Annotated in this window: 15 protein-coding genes; 12 read left to right on the top strand and 3 right to left on the bottom strand. The window is 41.8% G+C overall.

Annotated elements, in window-relative coordinates:
* Nucleotides 1-95: 95 nt before the first annotated feature.
* On the bottom strand, nt 96-2,060 hold the full coding sequence (locus tag AC4J95_RS07550) for an FAD-dependent oxidoreductase (protein ID WP_494549327.1): 1,965 nt from the start codon (nt 2,058-2,060) through the stop codon (nt 96-98).
* Nucleotides 2,061-2,317: 257 nt separating this feature from the next.
* On the opposite strand from AC4J95_RS07550, the gene pplA reads away from it, so the two are divergent.
* The 4 genes from pplA to menA (AC4J95_RS07570) all read left to right on the top strand — a co-directional run bounded on the left by pplA (nt 2,318) and on the right by menA (AC4J95_RS07570) (nt 6,499).
* On the top strand, nt 2,318-3,217 hold the full coding sequence (pplA, locus tag AC4J95_RS07555) for an extracellular electron transfer flavoprotein PplA (protein WP_494549328.1): 900 nt from the start codon (nt 2,318-2,320) through the stop codon (nt 3,215-3,217).
* A 182-nt stretch (nt 3,218-3,399) separates the two neighbouring features.
* Nucleotides 3,400-4,473: an FAD:protein FMN transferase gene (locus AC4J95_RS07560; RefSeq protein ID WP_494549329.1), complete on the top strand. Its 1,074-nt coding sequence runs from the start codon at nt 3,400-3,402 to the stop codon at nt 4,471-4,473.
* Nucleotides 4,474-5,424: a 1,4-dihydroxy-2-naphthoate polyprenyltransferase gene (gene menA / locus AC4J95_RS07565; RefSeq protein ID WP_494549330.1), complete on the top strand. Its 951-nt coding sequence runs from the start codon at nt 4,474-4,476 to the stop codon at nt 5,422-5,424.
* 88 nt (nt 5,425-5,512) lie between these two features.
* A complete protein-coding gene (gene menA, locus AC4J95_RS07570) occupies nt 5,513-6,499 on the top strand; it encodes a 1,4-dihydroxy-2-naphthoate polyprenyltransferase (protein WP_494549331.1) in 987 nt (328 codons plus the stop codon).
* A gap of 36 nt (nt 6,500-6,535) precedes the next feature.
* Here menA (AC4J95_RS07570) and AC4J95_RS07575 read toward each other — a convergent pair whose 3' ends face one another.
* Nucleotides 6,536-7,966: a basic amino acid/polyamine antiporter gene (locus AC4J95_RS07575; protein WP_494549332.1), complete on the bottom strand. Its 1,431-nt coding sequence runs from the start codon at nt 7,964-7,966 to the stop codon at nt 6,536-6,538.
* Between the two features lie 363 nt (nt 7,967-8,329).
* Here AC4J95_RS07575 and AC4J95_RS07580 point away from each other — a divergent pair, with 363 nt between their 5' ends.
* Nucleotides 8,330-8,866 carry a GNAT family N-acetyltransferase gene (locus AC4J95_RS07580; RefSeq protein ID WP_494549333.1) on the top strand — a complete coding sequence of 179 codons (537 nt, stop codon included), beginning with the start codon at nt 8,330-8,332 and terminating at the stop codon, nt 8,864-8,866.
* Between the two features lie 101 nt (nt 8,867-8,967).
* Entirely contained in the window at nt 8,968-10,425 is a 1,458-nt protein-coding gene (locus tag AC4J95_RS07585; RefSeq protein ID WP_494549334.1) for a hypothetical protein, read from the top strand.
* A 468-nt stretch (nt 10,426-10,893) separates the two neighbouring features.
* On the opposite strand, the gene AC4J95_RS07590 is transcribed toward AC4J95_RS07585, so the two are convergent.
* Nucleotides 10,894-11,976, bottom strand: a complete 1,083-nt coding sequence (locus tag AC4J95_RS07590; protein WP_494549335.1) for an iron-containing alcohol dehydrogenase family protein — start codon at nt 11,974-11,976, stop codon at nt 10,894-10,896.
* A gap of 140 nt (nt 11,977-12,116) precedes the next feature.
* Between AC4J95_RS07590 and AC4J95_RS07595 the strand changes: the two genes are divergently transcribed.
* From AC4J95_RS07595 to AC4J95_RS07620, 6 genes are all read left to right on the top strand, one after another.
* Nucleotides 12,117-13,568 carry an ABC transporter substrate-binding protein/permease gene (locus AC4J95_RS07595; protein WP_494549336.1) on the top strand — a complete coding sequence of 484 codons (1,452 nt, stop codon included), beginning with the start codon at nt 12,117-12,119 and terminating at the stop codon, nt 13,566-13,568.
* Nucleotides 13,561-14,283 (top strand): amino acid ABC transporter ATP-binding protein, encoded by a 723-nt coding sequence (locus AC4J95_RS07600; protein ID WP_316403286.1) that lies wholly within the window; start codon nt 13,561-13,563, stop codon nt 14,281-14,283. Before AC4J95_RS07595 ends, AC4J95_RS07600 begins: the two co-directional genes overlap by 8 nt.
* Nucleotides 14,284-14,303: 20 nt before the next feature.
* The gene (locus tag AC4J95_RS07605) at nt 14,304-15,455 is read left to right on the top strand and encodes a pyridoxal phosphate-dependent aminotransferase (protein ID WP_494549337.1); all 1,152 of its coding nucleotides are present in this window, start codon (nt 14,304-14,306) and stop codon (nt 15,453-15,455) included.
* A gap of 73 nt (nt 15,456-15,528) precedes the next feature.
* On the top strand, nt 15,529-16,380 hold the full coding sequence (locus AC4J95_RS07610) for an AraC family transcriptional regulator (protein ID WP_494549338.1): 852 nt from the start codon (nt 15,529-15,531) through the stop codon (nt 16,378-16,380).
* 73 nt (nt 16,381-16,453) lie between these two features.
* Complete coding sequence (locus AC4J95_RS07615; RefSeq protein WP_494549339.1) at nt 16,454-17,020, top strand: NUDIX hydrolase; 567 nt, start codon at nt 16,454-16,456, stop codon at nt 17,018-17,020.
* A gap of 63 nt (nt 17,021-17,083) precedes the next feature.
* Nucleotides 17,084-17,965, top strand: coding sequence for a LysR family transcriptional regulator (locus tag AC4J95_RS07620; RefSeq protein ID WP_494549340.1), 882 nt, complete (start codon nt 17,084-17,086; stop codon nt 17,963-17,965).
* Nucleotides 17,966-18,031: the final 66 nt, after the last annotated feature.

Genomic DNA, 18,031 nt, shown 5'->3' on the forward strand with positions numbered 1-18,031 from the left:
CGTCCGAATGTATCAATCTTTTTCCTATCATAACATAAAGAAAGCTCTAAAGAGGGAAACAAGCCCTTTAGAACTTTCCATCAATATTGGTCAAATTAATTCGAACCATTTTTTCCGTAGATCGATCTTGGTGTACCGTACCACCATTTGCCGACCGTGCGTTGAATCCATGGGATTACCCAACGATCAAGTCCCAATGCTCGACCAGAACCGTTCATTAAAGCAAAGCCAACAAAGATGAACCAGATATTGACCCAGTAGAACATACCTGATAGACAGAAGACAACGGTTAAGCCGATTGTCGCTGCGCTGGCTAACCAAGTGAACAGCCCGAAGATCAATGCTAAAGCAATACCAATTTCAACGAAGGTCATGAATTTTTGCATGAACAACGCGACATCTTTATTTGGCATCATGAATTCCATGATTTTAGCGAACCAATGAGGCATTTTTTCAAAGACCGGCATTGGATTTTCACCAAAGGCATAGCTAAAACCAAAATGAGTCGCTTGAGTTGCGGTTGATGCAACAGCGTCAGCCGCTCCGCCAGCAGCACCAGTAGCAGCAGTCGTTGCTTCAGCCGCATGTGACCCAGCTGCAGAGGCTCCCGTAGTTACTTGTTCTTGCAGCCAAGGGAAAGGGAAGACGACTTTATCTGTAAACCATGAACCGCTGCCAAACCAAGAGCTTGGGTTCAAATAGCTGCCGTCGCCGACGACTTTTTTCGATGCTTCGATCAGCCACATTGAACCGTAGAAGACGCGTAATGGCACACTCCATAGTACGTTTCCGTAACGGGAAGAATGTCCGCGCGTCACATTGCGGTCGTTCTTGATGTGGAAGAATTCATGCATCATGTACTGGAACATGTAATAGCCAGAACGAATCGTAAAGAAGTACAACAGGTTGACCAAATGTTTAACTACGATCGCTAGGAAGCCGGATAGGTGGATCTTGTCCATCAGGTTGGCAACGCCCCATTTAGAGCCGATTGAAACCATGAATCCTTGATAATTACTCTTGAACTCATGTTTTTGTGTGTTTTTAATCTTAGCAACGATATTAGCTGCTGCGGTATGACCAGTTTGTTCAGCGGCTTGAACGATCTGCGGCGTTGGTTTGCCGTCGCCGTTTTCTTCGTAATGAACCAAGTCGCCAATAATGTAGATATCTTTGTCTTCGTAACCCTTTGCTTGCATGTATTCATTTGCATACAACCGTTGACCGCGGGCAGTTTCTAAACCGAAATCAGCCGCATCTGAGGTCCCTTTGACACCAGCAGTCCAGATGAGAGTGTTGGTTGGGATTTGTGATCCATCTTTTAAGACGATATGATCCGCTGTTACTTCAGTGATTGGGGCACCTTTTTTCAGTTGAATGCCTTTTTTCATCATGAAGCGTTCTGCTTTTTCCGCATCTTTGCGATCAAGCATGTTCAAGATAGTAGGAAGGGCTTCCACGACCATCAAAGTAAATTCTTCGGGACGTAGTTTGTGTTCTTTAGCAAGAACATTTTTCCATTCCATCAATTCACCGATCATTTCGATCCCAGTAAACCCTGAACCGCAGACCACAAAGGTCAGCATTACACGACGAGTAGCTTCATCTGGTTCAAGTGCGGCTTTTGCGACGGTGTCCTCGATATGTTTTCTAATCTTGATCGCATCTTCCATCGACCATAGAGTAAAGCCGTGCTCTTTGACACCTGGCGTTCCGAAATCATTTGGTTCACCACCCATACCGATGATCAACTGATCAAATGGGTACTTGCCTAGTTTTGTTTTGACGATTTTTTTCTCTTTATCGATGCCGATAACCGTATCCGTGACTAGTGAAACATTTTTTTGACGAGCAAATAAACGCTGTAAATCATATTGAACCGCATCTGGTTCAACCCGTCCGCCTGCTACTTCGTGTAATTCGGTCATCATTGTATGGTAAGAATGACGATCAATCAACGTGATTTCTACGTCATCTTTTTTTAACTTTTTGGCCATGAACTTCGTTGCTGAAACTCCGGCATACCCTGCACCCACAACAACAATTTTCTGTTTTGCCATTGATAATCCGCTCCTTCTAAATGATAATGACTGCACAATAGTAATGAATTGATAATGACTGAACAATCGAATACATTATACATATACTTTATTTCTTTGTCTATGATAATTACAATCAGCTAATAAATTAGCTAAAATAATAATTTAATTAAAAAACGTAGGTTATATATGGAAAACGATGTACAAATACCAATTAGTGGTTTAGAATGATTCTTGTTTAAGGAATCACAAAAAATAATAAAAGGTGGAGTTTATTCATGAAAATGAAGAAAATAGTATCAGGATTCGCAGTGTTAGCGTTCTCAACAGTAGCGTTAGCAGCTTGTGGCGGAAACAATGATAAGGATACAGCAGCAAGCTCTTCAACAAGCTCTTCTGAAGCAGCTAAACCAGCAGAAAAAGAAGCTGGCGGTGATCTGAAAGATGGCACATATAAACTTGAAGAAAAGAATTACGAAAATGGGTATCGTGTTGTTTTCGATATGACAGTAAAAGACGGAAAAATCACGAAATCAAATTATGACTATTTAAATGAAGACGGCAAATCTAAACAAGAAGATGCCGACTACGAAAAGAGCATGAAAGAAAAAACAAAAACTGGTCCTAAAGAATACATTCCAGCATTGAACAAATCTTTAGAACAAACACAAAATCCAGATGCCGTTGAAGTAGTAACAGGTGCTACACATTCTAGTGAAAACTTCAAAAACTACTCTCAACAATTGGTTCAAGCAGCTCAAGCTGGTGATACGAAAACAATTGAAATCGACAATGGCGCTGACTTGAAAGACGGTACTTACAAGTTAGAAGAAAAGAACTACTCAAATGGTTACCGTACAGTCTTCAGCATAACTGTCGCTGGCGGAAAAATAACAGAATCTAACTTTGATATGGTAGACAAAGATGGCAAATCTAAAAAAGATGACGCCGATTACGAAAAGAACATGAAAGCGAAAAGCGGTGTTGGGCCAAAAGAATACATTGAACAATTAAACAAAGGTTTAGTTGAAAAAGGTGCTCCTGCAGACGTTGAAGTGGTAACAGGTGCGACTCACTCTTCACACGCTTTCCAAACATACGCTGCTCAATTAGTGAACGCTGCTCAAAAAGGCAATACAACAGCGATCCAAGTAGACAACATTGTAACTAAAAAATAATCCCTGAATCTTGAGGGAACTTTTCAAGGGTTTGTGACAGATCAGTCGCAAACCCTTTTTCCTTTTTCATTCCTGAACTAACTGCGATCGATATAATGGAACTATGAAAAGTTTCCCAAAATGCTTTGAAAATAAGCGCAAAAACGCTATTATAAGGTGATAAAATTTTGAATAGATAAAGGATGTTTGAAGTGAAGAAAAGAACACTAATCGTGGCTTTAGGTTTATTTTTGGTCCTGCTGACTGCTTGTGGCAGTAATAAGCCAAAGATAAATGAAAAGCCCTATGAAGATAAGCAATTTTTGATGGGTACATATGTCCAGATGCGTATTTACGATGATGGCAAAAAAGCTGCGCTGAAGCCAGCCTTCAAGCGGGTAAAAGAGTTAGCTGATAAGATTACTGTTAACGAAGAAGGATCAGAAATCGATGCAGTTAATAAAGAGGCTGGCGTAAAGCCAGTCAAAGTGACCGACGATATGTACTATTTATTGAAGGAAGCCTACAAATACAGTCAGGAATCCAAAGGTGGTTTCGATATGGCGATTGGCCCGATCACGTCGTTGTGGCGAATCGGATTCCCTGATGCCCGTAAGCCGGAGCAAAGTGAAATTGACCAGGCTTTGAAGTTAGTGAACTATCATGATGTTGAGTTTAACGATACAGATAAGACAGTGTACCTAAAAGAAAAAGGGATGAAGCTGGACTTGGGTGCAATCGCCAAAGGCTACATCACCGATGAAGTTGTAAAGGTTCTGAAGGAAAATGACGTAACGACAGCGATCATCGACCTTGGCGGAAATGTCTACGTCATGGGGCACAGTCCTCGCGGAAATCAAAAAGAGGACTGGACTGTCGGAATTCAAGACCCTAATCAAGCGCGCAACGTTGTCTTGGGAAGTGTTCCCGAAAGTAATATGTCGCTGGTAACCTCAGGAATCTATGAACGTTACTTAGAAGCCGATGGAAAAACCTATCATCATTTGTTTAATCCAAAAACAGGTTATCCTTTTGATAATGACATCGCTGGTGTAACGGTCGTATCGAAGAAATCGATTGATGGCGATGGATTGTCGACTGCAGTCTTTTCAATGGGAGTCAAAGAGGGCATGAAATACGTTGACGGCTTGAAGGATACGGAAGCGATCTTTGTAACACGGGATGATAAAGTCTATGTCACTTCTGGTTTGAAGGATGTTTTTGAGTTAAATAAAGAAGCTGGCTACAAGATGGGCAACGATAAGGATTTGAAATAAATGACAAGAGAAAGTTTTTTTGACTTAGTTGAAATCCGTACGAAGTTAGCGAGTTTGTTCCCCTTTTTGATTGCTGTATTGTTTACCAATACGTATTTTCATTCCTTTCATTGGGGCAAGACACTCTTTTTCTTCTTTGGCATGCTTGCCTTTGATATGGCAACGACTGCGATTAATAATTATATGGATTTCCGTAAGGCTCATTCGGAAGAGTATAAGTACCAAGAAAACGTGATAGGTAAAGAGCAACTGTCTGAACGTACCGTGGTGATGATCATTTTTGGTTTGATCGGTTTTGCGGCGGTCGTGGGAATCACTTTAGCGATCCAAACAGGCTGGCTGTTGTTGGTGATGGGCTGTGCCTGCTGTTTTATTGGTGTTTTCTACACATTTGGTCCGATTCCATTATCCCGTATGCCATTAGGCGAAGTGTTTAGTGGAGTGACGATGGGGCTAGGGATTTTTGCTATCACAATCTATCTGAACACCTATGATAAGAAGCTCTTTTTTATGGAGTTAGACTTGAAGCATTTTGCAATCACAGGCAGCACCACAGCTGCACTAGCTATGGTATGGGCGTCACTACCGTTAATAGCGACGATCGCCAATATTATGCTGGCCAATAATCTTTCTGATTTAGAGCAGGATATTGAAAATCATCGCTACACATTGCCGTTTTATTTAGGCAAAAAGAACGCGGTAATTCTGTTCAATATCTTAATGTACAGCTCTTATGGGGCAATCATGATCGGATTGATTGCCGGGATTTATCAATGGCCGATCCTATTGACATTCTTGAGCTTAATAAAAGTCTATCCGCAAACCAAAGCTTTCACCAAAGAACAAATCAAAAGCAAGACCTTTGCGATGTCGATCAAAAATCTAGTTGCCTTCAACAGCAGCTATGCACTCGGGCTTTTGATCACATTGCTTTGGCAGTATATTCGATAGCGCAGATAGGATTACCGCCATGTATTTGAATATATGGCGGTAATCAATCTGTAAACAAACAGCATAAAACGATGAACTAGGGGTTACTATGGACAATACAAAGAGACTAAAAGCGACGCAGAATAAAATGACCAAAGAGCATTTCTATGAGCTTGTGCAAATTCGAACAAAATTTGCGGGGATCTTTCCTTTTGTGATCGCCGTTTTGTTTACCAATACGTACTTTCACGCATTCCATCCAGGCAAGACGCTCTTTTTCTTTTTCGGGATGTTTTCCTTCGATTTAGCGATCACTGCAATCAATAATTATATGGATTTTAAGAAAGCTCATTCTGAAAAATATAAATATGAAGAGAATTTGATTGGGCGAGAAAACCTATCAGAAAAACAAATTCAACGATTGATTGTCGGATTAGTAAGCTTTGCGGCGATTGTTGGATTGATTTTAGTGGTACTGACCGGGTGGATGTTGCTGCCGATGGGAGCAGCCTGCTTTTTTGTTGGAGTGTTTTATACGTACGGACCGATTCCACTTTCTAGGATGCCTTTAGGAGAAATCTTTAGCGGAGTGACAGAGGGGCTGGGTATTTTCGCCATCACAATTTATTTAAACACCTATGATCAACGGCTTTTTTATATGGAACTAGGTTTTGATCACTTTGCTATTACAGGAAATACGATGGCTGTGTTAGCAGTGATCTGGGCAGCACTGCCCTTGATGCTGACAATCGCAAATATCATGTTAGCGAATAATATTAGCGATTTGGAGCAGGATGTGGAAAATCATCGTTATACATTGCCTTTTTATATTGGACGCGAGTGGAGTATTAGGTTATTTAATGGATTGATGTACAGCTGCTATGGAGTGATTCTCATTGGATTGTTAGCGGGTATTTATCAATGGCCGATTCTGCTGGTCTTTATTAGTCTTATTAAGGTTGTTCCACAAACGAAGACGTTTACTAAAGAGCAGATCAAACATAAAACATTCCCGATGGCGGTTGAAAATTTGATTGTCTTTAACAGTTGTTATGCGGTGGGGCTTTTAGTTACGATGCTTTTACAATTTATATAGATAGAAAACCCGGTGATCCGAAATCACCGGGTTCTTTTAGCTTAATTGAATAAGGAAAACGATCAGGCTGATCAAACCAAGGGACGTAACGATCGAAAAAAGAAGTTTGTCACGTTTGGTGGCAAAAATTGGCCGATGGTAGGTGTGGCTGTTCCACAACCAAAAAACAAAGCCCAGCGCATAGATTCCAATGCAGTAAAGCAGATTCAGAGCCCCTGATGAATACAGCATGTAAATCCCATAAAGAATTCCACCGAAGGCTAAAAACTGTTGTCCTTTGTGATTTTTCCCTTTGGCGACCTGCCACAGGAAAGCGGCAGATAGAACGTAGGGGACAAGGACCATCGTTGTTGCCGTATCAGTGACCGCTTGGAAGGCATCCATCGCCCAACGAGAAATCAAGAAAACAATCTGCATGATGACTCCATTCAAGACAAGGGCGTTCACCGGTGCATTTTGTTTATTGGCTTTTCCTAAGAATGCTGGGAACATTTTGTCTTGTGCCGCATCAAAGGAGATTTCAGCAGCGAGAATCGTCCAAGAAATCCATGCGCCTAAAACGGAAATGATTACGCCAATATCTATCATACTTGCCGCCCACGCACCGGAAGAAGCACGAAGGACACCGCTTAAAGAGGGACTAGGTAAGTTGGCAAGCTGATCCTGTGGCAGCGATCCGAAGCTAAGCATTACGATCAGAACATAGATCGCCAGTGTGGTCGCGTAACCGATCAATGTTGCTCGCCCAACATCACGAGCACGTTTTGCCCGTCCTGATAAGACAACTGCGCCTTCGATCCCAACGAAAACCCACATCGTTTGCAGCATGGCATGACGGATCTGTGTTGGAACAGAGCCTAACTGCTTCCCATTCAGCATCATATTTTTGGCGAAGACATCTAATGAAAAGGTGTGGTATTTAAAGTGAATGAATAAAAGAAAAATTGCCATTAAGATTGGAATAACCTTCGCGCTGGTGGCGATTGTATTTAAAATACTGGCTGTTCGAATCCCGCGAGCAACTAAGAAAATGACACCCCAGATCATGAAGGTTCCTAAAAATAAACCGATTTGACCACCGGATCCTCCGATAGATGGGACAAACTTGCTCAACGCATCCAAGAATAAAATGACAAAAGAGACATTTCCAATAATATTGCTTAGCCAATAGCCCCAAGCGGAGTTGAAGCCGACATAATCCCCAAAGCCATCCTTCGCATAATAATAAATGCCGCCGATGACCTCAGGCTCTTCCTTTGAAAGAGTTTGAAAAACCTTCGCGATAAAGAAGATGCCGACGCCGGTGATCAACCATGCAAGCAAAGATGCGACCACACCAGCCGATTGTGAGATACTGCTAGGTAAATTGAAGACGCCACCGCCCAGCATCGAGCCGATCACGATCATACTTAAACCTAATAAGCTCATCTCTTTCGTATGATTATCAGGTATTTGATTCTGTTCCATAACTATTCATATCCTCCTAAGAAACACTCTTTCTATATAAGCATACTTAACAAAAAATAACCATAAGGAGGTGGTGAAACTACTCGGATTAAGCTTAGAGAATTGCCATATTATTTTCATGGAATTCAAAAAATAGCTTTTACTTAGTGTCGTTTCTGGCTTTTTGCACAAAATTATGGCTAGAACGGTGAGGGATGAAAGTATGATTATTTCCTTAAAGTGTTATTTTGATTGACTTTGGTTTAACGGTTGCATTTAGTCAATTAGCAGATTATCAATTAAAAATATGGGTGAATCATTTTCTGAAAGGGTGTTTTTTTATTTGGCATAGTGATAAAATTGAAAAAAGCAAGGAGGTCAAAGATGATTGAGATTCGAGTAGCAACCCCTGCAGATGCAATGGCATTAGCAGCAATCTATAAACCTTACGTAGAGGAAACGACGGTCACGTTTGATTATGATGTACCCAGTGCAGCAGATTTTGTCCGGCGAATAGAAGAAATATTGCAGACTTATCCCTATTATGTGGCTGAAGAAAACGGTGTGATCTTAGGATATGCTTACGCCCATGCTTATAAAGAACGGGCAGCCTATGATTGGGCAGTCGAAGTCAGTGTCTATGTTGATCGTGAGAAACGTGGAAACGGAGCGGGGAAACGTTTATATCAAGCATTGGAAGAAACACTGGTCAAACAAAACGTCGCCATTCTAACCGCATGTATTACAGGTGGAAATCAAGGCAGCATCGATTTCCATGAAAGGCTTGGCTATCAAGAAGTTGCTAAATTTCCGAAAATCGGCTGTAAATTCGACCAATGGCTGGATGTCATCTGGCTGCAAAAATTTTTAACAGAGGTAGAGGGGAAGAGACCGCCATTTATCCCTTTTTCTAGTCTATGAAGATAGCAAGACGATTCAGCCTCGAAAAAATTACAAAAGCAAATGTGTTAACTGCTCTTTTTCTCCTTATAATCCTCTTTCGACTGTTGATTGCAGTGAAAATGCCCATCAGAATATCGATGCAGGCAGGCTATGATGACGCGCTTTCTATTAATCAGGCGTTACATATTTTAGATGGAAAGTGGCTTGGGGGATATAACGCGGGAGTTCTGACGAAGGGGCTATCTTTTACTTTCTTTTTACTTGTGAACCATTTTTCAAAATTATCCTATCCATTATTTTTATGCCTATTTAATATCGGAGCGGCTTTTACGATCATTAAGGCTTTGGCTCCTTTAATCAAGAATAAAAAGTTGAGTGCGGCGGGGTTTTTAGTTTTGGCGGGGATCCTTGGTCTTTATTTAAGAAGAAAAGCTTCCTTTAGAAAACGACTGCCATGGTCGATTTTGCTGATGATCGTTTTTCCCTTCTTTTGGTTTTTGCGGGAAGATTCGATCTGGTTGATGCCGCTTTTCATAGTAGCAACTCTATTTACATTTTACGGAATAATTGTGGAGAATGAGCAATTAGGACCAAACTTGAAAGAAGGCGCTTGGCGTTTTTGGAGTCTGCTCAAAACCATGAACAGAAAAAAATTGATTGCCAATACATTATTGCTAGTGGCACCACTGCTCGTGACTTTTGGCGAAGCATTCCTGATCGCTAAAACGAATCATGAGCATTACGGCATCTTCACGACAAATGATCGAACCAAAACCTCATTTGCTAAGTTGACGGAAAATCTGATCCAAATCGATAATAGTGAGTATGATTCTAAAGCGGTCGCAGAAAACAACGGTATTTGGGTCTCCAAAAAGACCTTTGCCAAAGCGCAAAAAGTTTCGCCAACGTTGAGAAAATATCGTGATGGAATTGATTGGATTTACAATGAATCAATCTGGCCGAATGCGTGGAAAATCAAAAAAGGTGAGATGGCCGGTGATATGTTCGTTTGGGGAATTAGAGAGATGTTCCAACGGGAAGGTTTGTACACAGACGGTGAAGAAAACGAAAAAATCTTTAAAAAGATCAATGCAGAACTGGAAAAGGGCTTTAAATCAGGTCAACTGAAAAGGAAAAAGATGCTCTTTATCTCGAAGCAAAGCAATGGAAAAAAATTCAAAGATCTAGGCAAGGTGTTTAACTATCTAGGTGCCGGCATGTTGGAAACAACCATGTACAAAAGCTATGAGACCAAATATGACAGCTCATACTTTATGGAGGATCAGCCAGCGAAAGATATTCTGGATTTATTGAATATCAAATCAGTTGCGACAGAAGGTAAGAGCGGGAAGACAGAGGCCAAGCGAACGAAGCCGATAACGTGGATATTCAACAGTCTGATTTGGCTGTACCGAATTGTTTCACCCATTCTATTGCTGTTTAGTTTCGCAGCCATCGTGTTGTTTACGACTGCCTTCTTCAAGAAGAAAAAGCGGCGAGCAGCGTTAGTGGATTATATGCTGATCTTTCTAGGCTTATTATTGACTTATTTTCTTTATCTTTTTGGGGTCTCTTAGTTTGCGACATGGGCACCGAAGGGCAAAGAAATATTCATGTCCTTTTACACCGGAGCAGGCGTCCCTTTGATTCAAGTCGTTGAAATATTGGGATTGGCACTAATTGTCAGAAACGCAAAAGGAGAATTATTCGAAACAAAAATCGGGCATAATTAAATTCCGCTAATCATATTCTAATGAAATTCATTAAGAATTGTTACGTGCCTATACCAATGGTTTGCTATCCTTGCATTGTAAAAACAAGGAGGGCCCTAATAGCGCAATGAAACGAGAGAAGAACGCTTCGAAAAACGGAGTAAAAACCACCGACTTTCTACTAGAAATGTTGGCGTTGTTCATTCTGATTTCCTTAACTATTTATGCCATTAGATCTGGGAAGATTTTTTAAAAAGGATATTTCGGCAGATATCTTAACAATGAAAAAAAGACATTTTGAACGTCCGTTTCTGGTCGTTCAAAATGTCTTTTTTACTTGCCGGTCAATTTTTCTAGTTCCTTCATTTTCTGAATAACCAGCTCTGGTGTAATGGTTTCCTTCATTAAATGGATCATCTCGCCGGGAGTGCAGGTGCGTTCGGCGACAGCTTGATAGTCTTCTTCTGTCAAATGCATGTTCATAGCAGCTAAGCTTGTCGGCAAATTCAATTGATGGTAAAAAGGCAATAGTGTTTCGATCTCAGCTAGGTTATTTTCGATCATTAATTGAACTAAAATACCATATGCGACCTTATTGCCGTGAAGCTGCTGATGGCTGTCTGGTAAAACGGTCATGGCATCATGGATCGAATGGGCACCAGCGGTTCGTCCGTATTCATCACCAAAACCACCGACCATGCCGGCTAATAAAATATTCGCCTCAACTACATCAATGAAGGCCTGATTCATTGCCTTCTGATCCATCGCTTCCAAGGCCTCAGTACTCATCTCTAAAAGAATCTCGCGACACTTTTGCGCTGCGAACTCAGCGACTTGGACTTCAACTGGTTTGACCGTCAATTGCGAAATGATTGCACGAGATTCATACCATTTCGCTAAGGTATCACCGATACCAGCAATCATCAATTCTCGTGGAGAGTGCAGGATGATTTCTGGATCAATCAATACCAGATCGCTGGCTTTAGGGAAAATGTCATAACGCAGCATCACGCCCTCTTCGTTATAGACCACACTCAAAGGTGTGTAAGCGGCACAAGTTGCAGCCAGTGTCGGCAAGATAATGATCGGTAAAGCCGTCTTGTAAGCAACAAATTTCCCTAAGTCCGCAACTTTTCCACCGCCGACTGCGATGATTCCGTCAAATTTTTCTTTTTTGCATAAAGACGCAAAATCTTCGGCAGCTGAATCGGTACATTGTCCGCCGTAATAATGAAAGGCTTTTGTTATTGATAACTCCGGGAAATAATCTTTCACAGCCTCCCAAGATTTTTTACCATGAAGAATCAGAACCTTCTTCAGGTTTCTTCTATTAAGATGAGATTCTAGGGAATTCCAAGCATTTTCTTTCAGTTCGTATTCTTGCGGTGCACCACGCACGATCAATTGTTTTGTCATTAGAAAACTTCTTCCATCATTTTTTTAGATTAATCTTTTTTTATTATAATAGTTATGGTAGTATGAGGGCAAGTTATTTTTGAATATTTATTCCTAAATTATTCATATACTTATATTATTATTCAAAAGGAGCGGGATGGATGAAAAAGAAAATTGGAGCATTGCTGACAGTGCTGCTGATGTTGCTGAACGTTTTACCGGCAAAAGCACAGGGAGCAGAGAAGGATGAGATTTACGAACGGATTCAACAAAGCGGAGAATTAGTTGTCGGCTTATCGGCGGACTATGCACCTTATGAATTTCACGCGGATGTGGACGGAAAAGACAAGATTGTCGGTTTTGATGTCTCAATCGCAGAAAAGATCGCGAAGGATATGGGCGTCAAGCTAAAAATCGAGGAGCTGGGCTTTGATGCGTTGCTTGGAGCTTTGAAAACCGGCAAGATCGACTTAGTTATTTCCGGTATGTCGATCACGGAGGAACGGTTAAAAGAAGTTGATTTCTCTGATCCGTATTTTGTCGTGCAGCAGAAAGTCTTGGTTCGCAAAGACGATAAGAATAAATTTAAGACGACGCAAGATTTTAAAGGCTTAGCCGTCGGCGCACAAAAGCAAACAACCCAAGAAGATTTGGTCAAAAATGAAATGACCGGTGCGGAGCCGACTTCACTGCAAAAGGTTCCCGATTTGATCAACAATCTATTGAACAAAAAGATCGAGGCAGTTGTGCTGGAGCAGCCAGTAGCCGAAGCGTATGTGCAGCAAAGTGACAATGTAGCCTTGGCACCAGTAAAATTCGAACAGGGTGAAAAGGTCACAGCTATCGCGATGTCGAAAAATACACCCGATTTGAAGAAACATGTGAATGCATCAATCAAAACAATCAACGATAAAGATTTACTGAAGGGGTATCAAAAGGATGCCAATGATTTGATGTTCCAGGATGAGCAATCCTTCCTGCAAAAATACGGCCCGTATTACTTAAACGGTGCGAAATATACGATTCTATTAGCCTTTGTTGGTGTGCTCTTCGGCTTGATTTTCGGTAGTCTATTGGCTTTAATGAAGCTAAGCAAAAGCAAGCTCTTAAAAGCTCTCGCAGTCATTTATATTGAGTATGTTCGCGGCACACCGCTATTGGTTCAAATATTCATTGTTTATTTTGGTACAGGTGTTTTAGGCTTAGACTTATCGAAACTACTAGCCGGCTGTATTGCTGTTTCACTGAATAGTGCGGCTTATGTGGCAGAGATCGTCCGGGCGGGGATCAATGCTGTCAATAAAGGTCAGATGGAAGCAGCCCGTTCGTTAGGTATGAACCAAAAAGAAGCGATGCAATATATTGTCTTTCCACAGGCCATCAAGAATATTTTGCCGGCACTGGGGAATGAGTTTGTGACAATCATCAAGGAATCCTCTGTTGTTTCGGTTATCGGAGTATCGGAATTGATTTTCCAAACAGGCGTTGTGCAAGGAGCCAGCTTCAAGCCCTTCTTGCCATATGTGCTGGTCTCACTGATTTATTTTGTGTTGACCTTTAGTATTTCCCGTCTATTAGGTGTCGTTGAAAGGAGAATGGGTCTGAATGATTAATGTAAAACAGCTGTCAAAAAGTTTTGGCGATAATGAGGTCTTAAAATCGATTGATCTAACGGTAAAAGAAGGAGAAGTAGTGGTAATCATTGGTCCTTCAGGTAGTGGGAAAAGTACGATTCTTCGTTGTTTGAATCTGTTGGAGGAACCGACCTCCGGAGAGATCTTCTTCGAGGGGCAAAATATTACTGCTCCCGACAGCAATATTGACAAGATTCGTCAGAAGATGGGCATGGTATTCCAAAGCTTTAATCTGTTTCCCCATATGAGTGTAGTAGACAATTTGACCATTACACCCGTAAAAATCAAAAAAGAAGATCCAGCAAAGGCGAAGGAACAAGCGCTGGCTTTGTTAGATCAAGTGGGCTTAAAAGAAAAAGCGGACAGCTATCCAGCTAGTCTGTCTGGTGGCCAACAGCAGCGGGTAGCGATCGCCCGGGCGTTAGCGATGAATCCTGATGTAATGCTCTTTGATGAACCAACATCGGCACTTGATCCGGAAATGGTCGGTGAAGTATTGGCAGTTATGCAAGATTTAGCCAAAAAGGGTATGACGATGGTCGTTGTGACTCATGAGATGGGCTTTGCCAAAGAAGTGGCGGACCGCGTGATCTTCATGGCGGACGGCATCATTCAAGAAGAGGGAACACCCGAGGAAATCTTTGAGCATCCGCAAAACAGCCGGACACAAGATTTCTTGAATAAAGTATTGTAAGTAGAGGCGGAGGAATCAGGATGGATAAAAAGAAAATCGCGCGACGCTTCCAGCAGCCGGCAGAAAATTTGTTGATGAAGATCGCTGTTTTAGCAAAGGAAAAAGAAGACATAATTGACTTGTCGATTGGTGATCCCGATTTGATTACCAATCCGGCAATTATTGAGGCGGCTTATGCCGATGTGAAAATGGGTGCGACGAACTATACGGCACCGGATGGCAGTAAAGAATTTTTAACAACTGTCGTTGATTTTTATCAAAAGAAATATGGATTGAGTTTTCAAACCAATCAAGTTCGTGCCACAGTTGGGGCATTGCATGGAATGTATTTAGTGATGCAGGTATTGCTTGATCCCGGTGATGAAGTGATCATCCATGAACCCTATTTTTCACCCTATCGTGAGCAAGTCGTTTTATCTGGCGGGACACCGATTTTTGTGCCGACCTATGAGGAAAATGACTTTCAGCTAGCTGTAGAGGATTTAAAAGGCGCGATTACCGATCGCACCAAAGCGATCATCATCAATTCACCGAACAATCCGACGGGAGCGGTATTCTCTGAGGAGACTTTGAAGCAGATCGCCGAAGTTGCTGTCGAACATGAGCTATTCATTATTTCTGATGAAATTTACGAAGACTTTGCCTTTAAAGAAAAATTTGTGCCAATGGCTAGTCTTGCTCCTGAAAATACTATCACCATCAGTGGGGTGTCGAAGGGCTTTGCGATGACTGGATGGCGCTTAGGCTACATGATTGCGCCGGACTATATCAATCAAATCGCGGGTATGATCAACGAAAGTATTACGTATTCAGCACCAACCGCTTCACAACGCGGCGCTATTTATGCTTTGAAGCACTATGAAGAGCTGGTGCCGCCCACTGTTGAGGTATTCAAGGAGCGTTTAGCTTATATTGAAAAAAGAGTTGCTGAAATTCCTTATTTATCCTTGCGTCCAGTTGCCGGCAGCATGTATGCTTTTATTAATATCAGTAAAAGCGGACTAGATTCGGTGACGTTCGTGGAAAAAGTATTGGAACAAAGCGGTGTGCTGTTCGTTCCTGGAAAAGCCTTTGGGGCAACAGTCGGAGATGATTATATTCGATTGGCTGCGACACAGCCGTTGGAAGTTTTGTCCGAGGCCTTTGACAGGTTGGAGAAATTAAGCTTTTAGCTCGCAAAAGCGGGCAGGTTCTAAGAGGTATTCCTTTACTGATCACACTATAGTAGAGACAGGAGGAAAATGGATGGAATGGTTAGATCATTTCAATAGTAGTATTGCTTATGTGGAGGAGAATTTAGCGGGTGCGATCGACTTAGATAAGGCGGCGCAATTAGCCCACTGCTCTAGTTATCATTATCAGCGGATGTTTTCCTATATTGCGAATGTAACCTTAGGAGAATATATTCGCCGTCGGAGGATGAGTCTGGCAGGGGTTGATCTTCAGCGGGGCGATAAAGTCATCGACGTCGCTGCGAAATATGGCTACGATTCTCCAACTTCTTTTAATCGGGTATTCAAAAGTGTTCATGGAATTACGCCGAAAGAAGCCAAGCAGGCTGGAGCAAAATTGACTAGCTATCCAATGTTGACCTTCAAATTGACCGTAAAGGGTGTGCAAGCAATGGAATATCAGTTAATCGACAAAGAAGCATTTTATGTGACCGGCCTCAGCTTGAAGCTAGAGCAAGATATGGAAGTCGCGCAAACACGAATTCCGCAATTTTGGAATGAAGTGAGCACCAGCGGGGAGCTGCAAAAGCTCATTCCCATGATGGATCCGAACAATCCGGGAGTCATGGGTGTCAGCATGATGACCTCGGAGGCTCAAGACAACTGGGAGTATGTGATTGGTGTTGTCAGCGATGAAACGGCAGAAGGCTTCGTCCATTATAAAATACCCGCTGCTAAATGGGCAGTTTTCTCAGGATCAGGTCCGATGCCTGGGGCAATTCAGGAACTACAGCAGCAGGTCTTCACCGAGTGGCTGCCAACGTCCGGCTTTGAATATGCAGAGCTGTCAGATATTGAATTGTATTTGGACGCGAACCCAAAAAATGCGCAATTTCAAGTGTGGCTGCCGGTTCGACCAAAATAAAAATGAGTAAGAGGCTGTGACTGATTGGAGTCGCAGCCTCTTACTTGTTATAATCAGGCCGAGGAGGTACGACATGGATAAAATTATTGCAGAAATCGAGGCATATGAGCCATTTACCGATCAAGAAGCAGCAGATAAAAAGCTGTTCTTAGAAACATTGCAGTTTCAAGAAAACTTGCTGACACGTGAAAATCCTGATTACCATTTTTCGTCATCAGCCTGGGTGGTCAATCCGACCTATGACAAGGTGCTGATGGTCTATCATAATATTTATCAGTCTTATTCATGGACCGGCGGACATGCGGATGGCTGTGCCGATCTTTTACAGGTCGCCCAAAAGGAGCTGGAAGAAGAAACCGGGATCAAAGATTATCGGCTGATTCACGAAGGCTTGTTTGCCTTTGATATTTTACCGGTTTACGCTCATTATAAAAAAGGAAAATTCATCAAAGATCATTACCATATTAATACGACCTATTTATTTATGGCACCGGAGGATCAGTCGTTAGAGATCAACGAAGAAGAAAACAGCGATGTGAAGTGGATTGATGTTGCGGAGATCGATACGGTAGTCACTGAAGAAGAGATGAAGGTCTACTATCACAAGATGATCGAAAAGGCATTATTGCTTAAAAAGTAAATAGGATTAGTTTCTCATGATAGTTTGCATTATAATATTCCTAAATGGAATAGAGGTGAGCAGATGGATCAGCAGAAATTGCAGCTTTTTTTAGATTTGACCGAGACCTTGAATTATACCGAAACGGCAGAACTTAACTTTATGACCCAAGGAAATGTCTCGAAAAAAATCAATGCCTTGGAAAGAGAACTGAATGTTCAATTGTTTGACCGCAGCAATCGTCGGATTCAATTGACGGAAGAGGGAAAGCTGCTGCTACCGGATATACGAAGAATTGTTAGCGATTATCAGGCTTTAGCGGATACGTTGAAGGAGTATCAAGAGAAAAAGGAACGGGTTTTAACGGTTCATACGATTCCGACGATGCCGAATTATCGGGGTTTTGATCTCTTAACCGCCTTTTTGAAACAGCACCCGGAGATCCACTTGAATTTGAAGGAATCGGAGGCGACGGCGTTAGGTGATTTTGCGATTGAGAAAAACAGCATTTATTTTTCACGTTCTCTTAGTGAGCAACAGGGAAAAAATAGTGTCACGACCGAAACGGATCGTTTTGTCGCGGTCTTGCCCAGGAGTCATCCGTTAGCTCAGAATAAATCAATCTCGCTAAATGACTTAGCGGCGGAGAAATTTTTGATCTTAGGTCATAGAGAAAATCCATATTATGCAGTAGAAGAGCTTTGTCGTGAAGCAGGTTTTGAACCGAAGATTACCTATCAGGGAACACGAATCGATCTGATTTTGCGGATGATCGAAGAAGGCTTGGGTATCTCATTGATCATGGAAAAATCATTGGGAAATTCGTTATCGGAGCAGCTGATTACCTGTGAAATCGAGCCAACGAAGGAAAGTTTTTTGAATTTTTATTTATCTGAAAGAGCCGATGCGCCAGCGCCAAAAGAGTTCTTTAAGTTTCTAAAGTCGAATCATTCCAATGTGGAATAGAAAAACGTGGAAGCTGAATTGTATTGAGTTGTTGATGAGCCTAAACTTAGCTTATCGAAAGAACAA

The organism is Enterococcus sp. GPZ-007 (assembly GCF_059374735.1).

What these genes read in the sequence shown, in the direction of transcription:
- AC4J95_RS07615 (WP_494549339.1), top strand. Translation starts at nt 16,454, where the DNA reads ATGGATAAAATTATTGCAGAAATCGAGGCATATGAGCCATTTACCGAT.
- AC4J95_RS07585 (WP_494549334.1), top strand. Translation starts at nt 8,968, where the DNA reads ATGCCCATCAGAATATCGATGCAGGCAGGCTATGATGACGCGCTTTCT.
- pplA (WP_494549328.1), top strand. Translation starts at nt 2,318, where the DNA reads ATGAAAATGAAGAAAATAGTATCAGGATTCGCAGTGTTAGCGTTCTCA.
- AC4J95_RS07575 (WP_494549332.1), bottom strand. Translation starts at nt 7,966, where the DNA reads ATGGAACAGAATCAAATACCTGATAATCATACGAAAGAGATGAGCTTA.
- AC4J95_RS07550 (WP_494549327.1), bottom strand. Translation starts at nt 2,060, where the DNA reads ATGGCAAAACAGAAAATTGTTGTTGTGGGTGCAGGGTATGCCGGAGTT.
- AC4J95_RS07580 (WP_494549333.1), top strand. Translation starts at nt 8,330, where the DNA reads ATGATTGAGATTCGAGTAGCAACCCCTGCAGATGCAATGGCATTAGCA.
- AC4J95_RS07600 (WP_316403286.1), top strand. Translation starts at nt 13,561, where the DNA reads ATGATTAATGTAAAACAGCTGTCAAAAAGTTTTGGCGATAATGAGGTC.
- menA (WP_494549331.1), top strand. Translation starts at nt 5,513, where the DNA reads ATGGACAATACAAAGAGACTAAAAGCGACGCAGAATAAAATGACCAAA.
- AC4J95_RS07590 (WP_494549335.1), bottom strand. Translation starts at nt 11,976, where the DNA reads ATGACAAAACAATTGATCGTGCGTGGTGCACCGCAAGAATACGAACTG.
- AC4J95_RS07605 (WP_494549337.1), top strand. Translation starts at nt 14,304, where the DNA reads ATGGATAAAAAGAAAATCGCGCGACGCTTCCAGCAGCCGGCAGAAAAT.
- AC4J95_RS07595 (WP_494549336.1), top strand. Translation starts at nt 12,117, where the DNA reads ATGAAAAAGAAAATTGGAGCATTGCTGACAGTGCTGCTGATGTTGCTG.
- AC4J95_RS07560 (WP_494549329.1), top strand. Translation starts at nt 3,400, where the DNA reads ATGTTTGAAGTGAAGAAAAGAACACTAATCGTGGCTTTAGGTTTATTT.
- menA (WP_494549330.1), top strand. Translation starts at nt 4,474, where the DNA reads ATGACAAGAGAAAGTTTTTTTGACTTAGTTGAAATCCGTACGAAGTTA.
- AC4J95_RS07610 (WP_494549338.1), top strand. Translation starts at nt 15,529, where the DNA reads ATGGAATGGTTAGATCATTTCAATAGTAGTATTGCTTATGTGGAGGAG.
- AC4J95_RS07620 (WP_494549340.1), top strand. Translation starts at nt 17,084, where the DNA reads ATGGATCAGCAGAAATTGCAGCTTTTTTTAGATTTGACCGAGACCTTG.